Genomic DNA, 9830 nt, shown 5'->3' on the forward strand with positions numbered 1-9830 from the left:
TTGCAAAATTACTAAAGTCAAATCACTGCTTGCGATTAAAAGTAAAATTTTGTCTTTAGTAACCAAAAAGACTAAATTTAGCTATTTACTAAATTTAACCGACTAAATTTTTATCAATCTCTACAATTCTCAAAAAAGCTTTTCTGGCACTTTTTTTAGCCTGCTCGCTTAGACCCTCTTCAAAATCAAGGACATTTTCAAGCAAGACACTAATGCCAAGAAAAAGCGTCTTTGGGCAAATTTTTCGCAAATAGCTTAAAAGCACTGGCGTTGGGAGGTTGTGGGTTGAGTAGATGTAGTCTCTATCGTCACTTAGGTCAAAAAACTCTATCTTATCCTCATCAAAACCGCTCATCGCATCGACTACTATCAAGATATCAGGCGCAAATTCTCTAATAGCTGAGAATTCATTCTCAGGCACATCTTGCCCAAAAAAGACCTTCCACTCTTTTAGCTCGTCCTCTACAATGCGGCCTACTTCATTACCCACATCATCATCGCCACGCATAGGATTACCGATGCAAAGGATGGCCTTTTTCATCAAAAGTCCTTCCTAAGCACGATATATCCCTCTTTTAAATTTGCCAAAATTTCTTTAAGCTTACACTCACAAAGCTGCGGCAAGAGTTTAGCGATATGCTCGGCAAAAATTTCAACTTCAAAATATTTGCTTAAATTTCCGATCTTAAATTTCACGTATTCGCCTGAGTTTTTGATCATCTCGTCAAATTCCTCATCGCTTAGCTCTAAAATTTTCTCGCTAAAATCAATCGTGCCAACGCCATGTCCCACGCAAGTGGAGAAAATTTTTATCTCCTTTAGCTCGCGTGGAAGCTTGTCGTTGTCGTCCATATGCCTTTTTGTAAGCTTATAAACTTGTATCATCTCTTACTCCAAACCTCGCTATCAACGTCTATCGCAAAGCTTTTATCAGCTTTTGCATATTTTAGATAGACATCATTATGCAAAAGCCCCATGCACTCGGCATATCTAGGATCTTCCTCTTTTTTGATAGCTGTAAGCACAGCCTCTCTTGAAATGCTTGGGTCATGGACATCTTTTGAACATTTGATAGCATTCATATATTTTTCAAAAAGGATTCTACCAAAAATATAGCTCATTAGCCTTCTGCTTTCAGCTTGCAAATCACGCTCAAACAAGATGTCGCCTATGACTGACTTCTCAACCAAAGGTGGCAATGTGTTATCTTCTTCATAGCTTTTTTTATGAAGTTTTTGATCGATGATACCAAGAGCCATGCCAAGACCGTAAATAATGCTTGCTGGATGTGGAGGACAGCCTGGGATATAGACATCGACTGGGATTATCTTATCGATGCCACCCCAAACACTATAAGCGTCGTGGAAAATTCCGCCACTGCTTCCGCATGCACCAAGAGCAACTACGATCTTAGGATCTGGAGTCGCCTCATAGGCACGAAGAAGCGGATAATACATCTGTCTTGTTACAGGACCAGTACAAAGCAAAATATCAGCGTGTCTTGGGTTTGCTACAAGCTTGAAACCAAAACGCTCAGGGTCCCACATCGGCGTAATAGCTGCAAAAATTTCTATCTCACAGCCGTTACAGCTTCCGCAGTCGATCCTATAAACGCTAAAGCTTCTTTTGATATTTTTTAGATGCTCTAGCTTTGCAGTTAGATCATTTGCTGTTTTTATGTCCTCTGGGACTTGATATAGACTCATTTTATAGCCTCCTCAATGCCTTTTGTTAGCCTCTCAGCAGATTGATTTTTCTTGCACTCTGGGCAGATATAAAGGTAGTCTTTTGCTTCTTCAAGTCTGCCTGGGAGTAAATTTGCTGTACCAAGCTTCTCAAGGGTGAAATTTATAAGCCTTTTTGGCGTAAATGGCTTGCCGCAGCATTTGCAAGTTTGCATCTCAAGCTCGCCTCTTTGTATAAGAGCGCTCTTGTCAAATTTAACCGCTAGCTCAAAGCTATCGCTAAGTCTTACAGCTCCAGTTGGGCAAACCTCATCGCAGCGACCGCAAAATATACAACGTCCGCAGTCAAATTCCCAAACAAGCTTTGCTTGCTCATCGTTCATCTTAAGCTCTATCGCGTTACTAGGACAAGCGATACCGCAAGCTGCACAACCTATGCAAAGATCGTATGTATAGTTTGGCTGACCACGGAAATTTTCAGGAACAATATATGGCTCAAATGGATAGGCGTATGTCGCCTTTCCATATTTTTCTGTGATGTCAAATAACTTCATCATCTTAAATCCTTTTTACTAACCCCGCCATCTTGACAGAATTTTTTAAGGTCTTTTTCTGTTAAAATTTTGCTCTTTTTAGTCCTTACATCGACTAATGTAACACGCTCGGTGCATGAGTAGCAAGGGTCAAGTGAGCAAACGATAAGTGCAGCATCACTTATGTTGTTTCCTCTAAATTGATACCTTAGGCTTGGCCAGTTGTTATATGTCGCAGCCCTACATCTCCAGCGATATACTTTTTGAGCGCTACCTTGCATGATCCAGTGAACGTTCTCACCACGTGGTGCTTCATCGTGACCAAGTGCGAAATTTTCAGGCTTGATCATAGTCACAGGATCGATCATGATCGGAGTTTGAGGCATCATCTCAAAGCATTGGCGGATGATGTGGATAGAGCTTTTTAGCTCTTTATATCTAACCATCTCACGAGCAAAAACGTCGCAACCATGTTCAACTGCTACTTCAAATTCTATCTGTTTGAAGAAGTCGTATGGGTGATCATAGCGGTTATCACGTTTAAAGCCAGAGCCTCTCATATTTGGACCAACTGGGCTAAAGTCACGTGCTATTTGACGGTCTAAGATACCTACACCTTTCCAGCGTCCGATTTGGCGTTTATCTTCCAAAACTGCATCCCAAATTTCTGAAATTTGAATGTCAAGTTTGTTAATGATCTCGATACCTTTTTTGATCTCATGGTTTGTCATATCACGTCTTAAGCCGCCCATAACGACGTTACCGTATGTTTTACGTCCGCCAGTTACTAGTTGAGCTAGCTCCATAGAGTACTCACGAACCCTAAAGATGTGCATAAACGCATTATAGTTACCAGTGACCTCACAAGCTAGACCGATATTTAAAAGATGGCTGTGAAGACGCTCGATCTCAAGACAGATGACGCGTATAGCTTGAGCTCTTAGTGGAATTTCAAGTTTGATAGCTTTTTCTGCTGCTTCAATACAAGCGATAGCGTGAGCATAACCACAAATTCCACAAACGCGCTCTGCAAGATAGCCCATCTGATCATAGTTCATTCTGTTTTCAGCTAGCTTCTCCATACCGCGGTGTTGATAGAACAAGCGGTAGTCAGCGTCGATGATCTCGTCGCCGTCACAGAAAAGTCTAAAGTGACCTGGCTCATCTGAAGTAATATGTAGTGGTCCAAGTGGGACATCAACTACTGCATCACCAGTTGGAAATAAAAATTCTGCATCAGGCTCATCTCTGTGATCAACTGGATCAGGGCGGTAGCGATAATCCATCGCATCTTTTCTAAGTGGGTGAAGTCCGTCTGGCCAGTCATCACTTAAAACTAAACGTCTTTTATCAGGTAAACCTTCAGCTACAAGGCCAAACATATCATAAGCTTCTCTTTCATACCAAACACAAGCTGGCACTAGCGGAGTAACAGATGGAAATGTCGGATCGCTTCCTGGGATAAGCGTTTTAACAGTAATAAAGCACTTATCCTCAGGCGCAAAGTCGTCCGCTTCAGTCATCTTGCTACCTTCCATTGAAAGAGCATAATAAAGTGCAAAGCTGCCATTTATCTGGCGCTCGTCATTTGGTATCATCGTGCTTATAAAACCGCCAATATCATAATAAAGCGTTTTAACAGCTAGCGGGAGGTCATTTCTATCAACCAAAACTGTGATTTGATCGTCTGCTTGACGAGTTACCTCTAAAATTTTTACTTTAGTTTTTAGGATTTCAACAAATTTATCGCCTCTCATTTTAAAGCTCCCATCATTATATTAACACCGTTATCTACTAGCGTATAAAAGCTATCTACGTGCCATACGCCAAAGATTATGATAAGGGCACAAAGTGCTATAAGAGGTAAATTCTCTAACAAACTCATCTCTTTATTATGAACAACCACACCTTTTGGCTCGCCAAAGCTTGCCATGTTAAAGTGTGCAAAGTCAGCTATGAAAATAACTGCAAGTGCAATAGCAAATAGTGCAACTGCGATGTATTGACCGCTTGTGATAGCTCCTACAAAGACATTATATTCGCTAACAAATATAGCAAACGCTGGAACACCAACAAGCGAACAAACAGCCGCGCCAAACATTATGGTAGTGATCGGTGCGATCTTAACCATACCGCCCATCTTGCTCATATCTTTGTGACCATAAATTCTTGCGATATTGCCTGTTGAGCAAAACGCCAAAGCTTTTGTGAAGCTGTGAGCCAAGCAGTGAAATATCGCTGCAAATAGACCAAATTTACCGCCAACACCAAGTGCAAATGCGATAACACCCATGTGAACGATTGAGTGATAAGCAAACATTCTTTTTACGTTGTGTTGTCTGATTAGGAAAAATCCCGCTACAAAAAGAGTGATAGTTCCTGAAACGATCATTATGCCCTCAACAAAGCTAAATCCAACTGCTTGAGCTGTGATAGCGTAGTATCTTAAAAGTGCAAGCATCGCACATTTTAAAAGTACACCTGAAAGCAAAGCTGAGATAGGCGCTGGACCTTCAGCGTGAACGTCTGGTAGCCAAGTGTGAGTTGGAGCAAGACCAGCTTTTGTACCAAAACCAATTAGAGCAAATACAAAGATAAGTTTTGCTGCATCTGGGTTTAAATTTTTAGCGTTTGCCATTATGCTTGAAAATAGCATAGAAGCTTCGCCATCTCCTAGAGTGCTAAATGTAGCTGAATATAAAAGAACAGTCGCATAAAGTGCAAATGCTAGGCCGATTGAGCAAAGAACGATGTATTTGTAACCACTCTCTGTTGATTTTTGATCTTTGTGGATAGCGACCAAAAATACTGAAGCAAGAGTTGTTGCCTCGATAGCTGCCCACATAAACGCAACGTTGTTGCAAATAACGCTTAAAGTCATTGTAAAGATAAATACATGGCTTAGTGCATAATATTTTTTAAGATCACTTAGGTGGATGTGTCCATCTTCTAGTTCCCATCTCATGTAGTGGATAGAGTAGAAATTTACTATAAATCCAGTTACAGCAATAAGCACCAAGAAAACACAGCCTAAGCTATCTAAAAACAAAAATTTATCAAAACTATAAAAAGTTCCGCTACTTAAGACTTTAAGAACATTGTTAAGTAAAGCCACCGATGTCGCAGCAGAAAACAAAACGTGAAGTCCGCTTAATACCGCATAATTTTTAGGACTCAAAAACAAGACCAAAGCACCAAGGAGCGGTAAGATAAGTATTAAAGCTAAACTATCCATCTCTAACCCCTTAAATTTGAAGCTTTAGAAGTATCTAAGCTATCATAAGCTTTATAAAATCTAATCGCTAGAATGCTCATGATGATAACGGCAAATATCGCATCTGTTAAAATTCCAAGCTCGACTAGCTCATGTGAGTTATAAGCCATTAGAGCAAGGCTTAGATGGATGCCGTTTTCAAACAAGCAGTAAGCTAGAATTTGTTTTATAAATGAGTTTCTTAGCATGAAGCCAAAAATTCCCATCATAAAGACTGTTCCAGCTGCGATTAGCATGATCTCTTCTTTGATAAGAGAGAATTTTAAAAATATAGGGTGGATACTCATTGAAAGAGCTAGAGAAAATCCCATAGCAATAACAGGACTTACAAAAAATCCACCAACTGGCTCATCTTCGCTAACTACACCAAGTTTTTTGATAAGCCAGAATAAAATTCCTGGCACAAGCAAAACTTTGGTAAAAAATGCAACGATCGCCCAAGTTTTGAGCTGCTCGGCGTTAAATTTCTCAGATAGCAAGAAAAATATGCTAACTAAAAGTAGTGTCTCAATCGCATAAGCGATGATTGAGAGTTTTAAGCTTCTAAGACCAAAAACCGCAAGCGAAGTTACGATCATGCAAATGGCTAAAATATCAAGTGTTTGCATCTCACACTCCTACTACATAAAGTGTTAGTGCAACAAACGAGATAGCAAGTGCACCAAGTGCATTTTTGCGTAAAGATGAAGTCATTTTAAAGCGTGGTCCAAAGTTGTCTATAAAGACAGCTGCCACGTAAAATACTCCAGTTTTTATCACAAAAACGATAATAGCTAAGAAAGGATTGCTAAAATTCCATGGCTCAAATATAGTTAGGAAAAGTCCGATCATAGCAAACTGTTTTAATATAAGTGATGCTTGAACTAAACCAAGGTCGCTACCTGCATACTCGCCAAGCAAGCCTTCTTGAAGCTCCTGCTCAGCTTCAGCTACGTCAAATGGTTTTCTACCAGTCTCAACATACATGCACCATAAAAATGCGATAGAAGCTACGGCAAAACTTGGGATTTGATATCCGATAACGCCAGTTTTTACCATCTCTTGGATCTCAATTAAATTTGATGTTTTAGCTGCAAGCATAACTACGATTAAGCACATGATCATAACTGGCTCGACATATACGCCTAGCATTTGCTCTCTGCCGCCGCCTGTTGCTGCAAATGGGTTGCCACTATCCATCGAAGCTGCACCAAATACGAATCTAAGCAATGCGCCAAGATAAAGGATCACAAATATATCTGAATATGCTCCAAAAACAGTGTCTTTGCTATATGTTATAGGTATAGCAGCTAGTACTGCAGCTGAAGTCGCGAATAGAAAAAATGGAGCCCATCTAAATACCCAGTGTGAGCATTCAGGAACGGTTCTTCCTCTTCTAAAGAGTTTTATAATATCACGATATGTTTGAAAGAAATCGCTACCTTGTTTTGATTGAAGTCTAGCCCTTAGTTTTCTTGCCATACCATCAAACAAAGGAGCTACCAAAACGATAACGACTACTTGAAATATCATTAAAAGTATAGTTTGCATTTTCGTCTCCTAAACTAAAAAGTAGCCCACAGCAAGTATGGCACATAGATAAACTAGAATATAAAGTGTATATATGTTTGTGTATCCGCTTTGAACGATCCCTAGTTTATCAGCAAATTTCATACACCATTTGATGACTGGCTCATAAAACATTCCCCACCAGATATCTTTTGGATGGTTGTGATATTCAACCGCGTCAAAATAATTTCTAGTAACGATCTTTTTATCAGCTCTAAATAGCCATTGCATGATCTTTCTAAGATCGCCTGTAAATGGACCACCTGTCATTTGCATACGTGAGCTATATTTAAAGCCGCAAGCCCATGGATCAGTTTTGCGTGGTTTATCTCTATTTGCTTTCATAACAGCAAGGATGATAAATGGCAAAATCATAGTCGCACATAAAACTAAAGCGATAAGCGGAGTCGAGATCATACTGCCTATTGGTGAAGTTACGTTTATAGCGCCAAGGCTGGCTTTATAGTCGCTTATAGCGATAGAATTTACAGCTTGCATGATGTAATCAACTATGTAGTTTGCGCCAAGGCCAAAGCCAACACAGCCTATCATTAGGATGATCATACCAAGAACCATGCCTATTGGACTCTCTTTAGCATTTTCCCAAATTTTTTGATCTCTTGGAGTACCTGCAAATATAACAGCGTAAAGCTTGAGGTGCATACCGACCAAAACGCCTGTTAGCGCAAGAGCTACGACACCAAGTGTAAATGCGTATCTAACTAATGTTCCCTCGCCCATAGCACCTTGAAGCATACCTTGATATGTAAACCACTCTGAAACAAAGCCATTTACTGGAGGCAAGGCTGCGATACCCATGATACCTATAAACATACCAAGGCTTGTCCATGGCATCTTTTTAGCAAGACCACCAAGGATGTCCATATTTTGTGTATGAGTAGCGTGGATAACTGAACCAGCGCAAAGGAAAAGCAGACCTTTAAATATAGCGTGGTTAACTACGTGGTAGCAACCTGCTAGAAAACCTACTGCTGCAAGTGTTAAATTTCCAGCTGCAACGCCGTAAATTCCTGTGCCAAGACCTAGTAAGATGATGCCTATGTTCTCAACTGAGTGATAAGCAAGCAAGGCTTTAAAGTCATGTTGGCAAAGAGCGTATAAAACACCAAATAGTGAGCTAGCTGCACCAAGAGCGAGTATCGTAAGACCAAAATATGTGCTAAGTGGTAAGTAAAGCGTAAATTTAACTAGTGTAAATAGAGCAACTTTAATCATAACGCCTGACATAAGGGCTGAAACATTTGACGGGGCTGCCGGGTGAGCTTGTGGAAGCCAAACGTGAAATGGCCACATACCAGCTTTACTACCAAAGCCGACCAAAAATAGTGCAAATACAGCAGCAGAAGCACCAAATGGCATCTTAACGCCCATAAATGCGCTAAAGTCAAAGCTTCCTGCGTAGTAAGCTGTGATAAGCAAGCCACAGGTGATACAAAATGCACCGATTTGTGCGATGCCAAGATATACCATAACTGCTTTAAGTGTATTTTTGCCATCATTGACAATGATAAGAAATGATGAGATAAGAGTCATAAGCTCCCATAAAACAACAAAGCAAAATACATTATCAGCGCTGATTACTAGAAGCATCGAGAGTATAAAAGTATTAAACAAACATGCAAACACGCCAACATTTGCTTTTTTGATGTACTCGTCTGCATAGCTCATACCATAAACGCTACTTGCAAATCCTATGAAAACAACGACAAAGCTAAAGAAATTTCCAAGTGGATTTAGCGCAAATTTTGGCGAATACAAAAAGCCATCCATAAGAGCAAAGCTATCGCTTACTCCCATATTTGCAACGAAGTGACACATCGCATAAAAGCAGCTTAAAGCACTTAGTCCAAAACCAATCTTTACAGCGGCCTTTGGAGCGCAGTAGAGCAAGATGCTAACGACGGCACTTACAAGAAATAGCATATAAACCGTAGTCATCTTATGCTCCTTGTCCGTTTAAAATTTTAGTAGCAAATTTATTCGCTGCCTCATAATCTATCCTCTTGCCAAGTTTATGTTTGCCCTCTTCAGGATCGATCATAACAAGAGCACTCGTTGGACAGACATCAACACAGGCTGGTCCGTTCTCACGACCAAAACACATATCGCATTTAACAGCGATGTTTTTTGCACCTGATTGTGACTCTACCTCAAGGTTATATTTTGGCTCGACAGCGTAATTTACTGAAGGCATTAGCTCTGCACTTGAGCTTATCGCACCGTAAGGACAAGCGATCGTGCACATCTTACAGCCTATACAAATTTCCTCATGAAGCTCAATGCAATTATCGTTAAATCGCAACGCTCCAGTTGGGCACACGTTTGCGCAAGGGCCATCGTCGCATTGTCTGCACTGAGTCGGCATAACACCACTAGCTTCTCTTAACACGCTTAGCCTTGCACGTGATAGTTTGCCTCGTTCATAAGCGCTTTTAAAACATGCAGCCATACAGGTCGCACATCCTATGCAGCGTTTATAATCGGCAATCACAAATTTATGTTTTTTCATAAATTCCTCCTAACAAACCAAGGCTAAAACGCCTTGCTCACTAATAGGTTGATTGTTAATCACCCAGATAGAGATAGTTAAATTTTTATTTAACATCTCAAACACTCCTTCCTAAATTTCTTGAAACAATTTTATAACTTATCGCAAATAATTTCCGTCATCTATCTGACAAATTTTGTATTTTTAAAATTAAATTTTTATTTTATATATTTTTAAGATTATCTATTTAATATCGATTTTTAGGTATGTTTATTTGCTAA

At 39.9% G+C, this 9830-nt stretch carries 10 protein-coding genes; all 10 read right to left on the minus strand.

Going from position 1 to position 9830, the window contains the following annotated elements:
* Positions 1-94: 94 nt before the first annotated feature.
* Genes FZ940_RS03200 through FZ940_RS03245 form a run of 10 tightly spaced genes read right to left on the minus strand, consistent with a single transcriptional unit; the run spans position 95 to position 9570 of the window.
* Complete coding sequence (locus FZ940_RS03200) at positions 95-541, minus strand: hydrogenase 3 maturation endopeptidase HyCI (protein ID WP_148821456.1); 447 nt, start codon at positions 539-541, stop codon at positions 95-97.
* Positions 541-885: a formate hydrogenlyase maturation HycH family protein gene (locus FZ940_RS03205; protein WP_021091884.1), complete on the minus strand. Its 345-nt coding sequence runs from the start codon at positions 883-885 to the stop codon at positions 541-543. The genes FZ940_RS03200 and FZ940_RS03205 overlap by 1 nt, the downstream gene beginning before the upstream one ends.
* Positions 882-1706 (minus strand): NADH-quinone oxidoreductase subunit B family protein, encoded by an 825-nt coding sequence (locus FZ940_RS03210; RefSeq protein ID WP_148821457.1) that lies wholly within the window; start codon positions 1704-1706, stop codon positions 882-884. Before FZ940_RS03210 ends, FZ940_RS03205 begins: the two co-directional genes overlap by 4 nt.
* A complete protein-coding gene (locus tag FZ940_RS03215; protein WP_148821458.1) occupies positions 1703-2242 on the minus strand; it encodes a formate hydrogenlyase complex iron-sulfur subunit in 540 nt (179 codons plus the stop codon). The genes FZ940_RS03210 and FZ940_RS03215 overlap by 4 nt, the downstream gene beginning before the upstream one ends.
* Positions 2239-3975, minus strand: coding sequence for a hydrogenase large subunit (locus FZ940_RS03220; RefSeq protein ID WP_148821459.1), 1737 nt, complete (start codon positions 3973-3975; stop codon positions 2239-2241). The genes FZ940_RS03215 and FZ940_RS03220 overlap by 4 nt, the downstream gene beginning before the upstream one ends.
* Complete coding sequence (locus tag FZ940_RS03225) at positions 3972-5453, minus strand: hydrogenase 4 subunit F (protein WP_021091695.1); 1482 nt, start codon at positions 5451-5453, stop codon at positions 3972-3974. Before FZ940_RS03225 ends, FZ940_RS03220 begins: the two co-directional genes overlap by 4 nt.
* Positions 5454-5455: 2 nt before the next feature.
* Positions 5456-6100 (minus strand): hydrogenase 4 membrane subunit, encoded by a 645-nt coding sequence (gene hyfE / locus FZ940_RS03230; protein ID WP_021091711.1) that lies wholly within the window; start codon positions 6098-6100, stop codon positions 5456-5458.
* 1 nt (position 6101) lies between these two features.
* A complete protein-coding gene (locus FZ940_RS03235) occupies positions 6102-7022 on the minus strand; it encodes a respiratory chain complex I subunit 1 family protein (RefSeq protein ID WP_084041928.1) in 921 nt (306 codons plus the stop codon).
* A 9-nt stretch (positions 7023-7031) separates the two neighbouring features.
* Complete coding sequence (locus tag FZ940_RS03240; protein WP_148821460.1) at positions 7032-8999, minus strand: proton-conducting transporter transmembrane domain-containing protein; 1968 nt, start codon at positions 8997-8999, stop codon at positions 7032-7034.
* A gap of 1 nt (position 9000) precedes the next feature.
* Positions 9001-9570 carry a 4Fe-4S dicluster domain-containing protein gene (locus FZ940_RS03245; RefSeq protein ID WP_148821461.1) on the minus strand — a complete coding sequence of 190 codons (570 nt, stop codon included), beginning with the start codon at positions 9568-9570 and terminating at the stop codon, positions 9001-9003.
* Between the last annotated feature and the right edge of the window lie 260 nt (positions 9571-9830).

Origin of the sequence: Campylobacter concisus (assembly GCF_902460415.1) — a bacterium.
Taxonomy (GTDB): domain Bacteria; phylum Campylobacterota; class Campylobacteria; order Campylobacterales; family Campylobacteraceae; genus Campylobacter_A; species Campylobacter_A concisus_Y.

Coding starts and splice junctions, on each gene's coding strand:
- FZ940_RS03200 (WP_148821456.1), bottom strand. CDS start 541: ATGAAAAAGGCCATCCTTTGCATCGGTAATCCTATGCGTGGCGATGAT.
- FZ940_RS03205 (WP_021091884.1), bottom strand. CDS start 885: ATGATACAAGTTTATAAGCTTACAAAAAGGCATATGGACGACAACGAC.
- FZ940_RS03210 (WP_148821457.1), bottom strand. CDS start 1,706: ATGAGTCTATATCAAGTCCCAGAGGACATAAAAACAGCAAATGATCTA.
- FZ940_RS03215 (WP_148821458.1), bottom strand. CDS start 2,242: ATGATGAAGTTATTTGACATCACAGAAAAATATGGAAAGGCGACATAC.
- FZ940_RS03220 (WP_148821459.1), bottom strand. CDS start 3,975: ATGAGAGGCGATAAATTTGTTGAAATCCTAAAAACTAAAGTAAAAATT.
- FZ940_RS03225 (WP_021091695.1), bottom strand. CDS start 5,453: ATGGATAGTTTAGCTTTAATACTTATCTTACCGCTCCTTGGTGCTTTG.
- hyfE (WP_021091711.1), bottom strand. CDS start 6,100: ATGCAAACACTTGATATTTTAGCCATTTGCATGATCGTAACTTCGCTT.
- FZ940_RS03235 (WP_084041928.1), bottom strand. CDS start 7,022: ATGCAAACTATACTTTTAATGATATTTCAAGTAGTCGTTATCGTTTTG.
- FZ940_RS03240 (WP_148821460.1), bottom strand. CDS start 8,999: ATGACTACGGTTTATATGCTATTTCTTGTAAGTGCCGTCGTTAGCATC.
- FZ940_RS03245 (WP_148821461.1), bottom strand. CDS start 9,570: ATGAAAAAACATAAATTTGTGATTGCCGATTATAAACGCTGCATAGGA.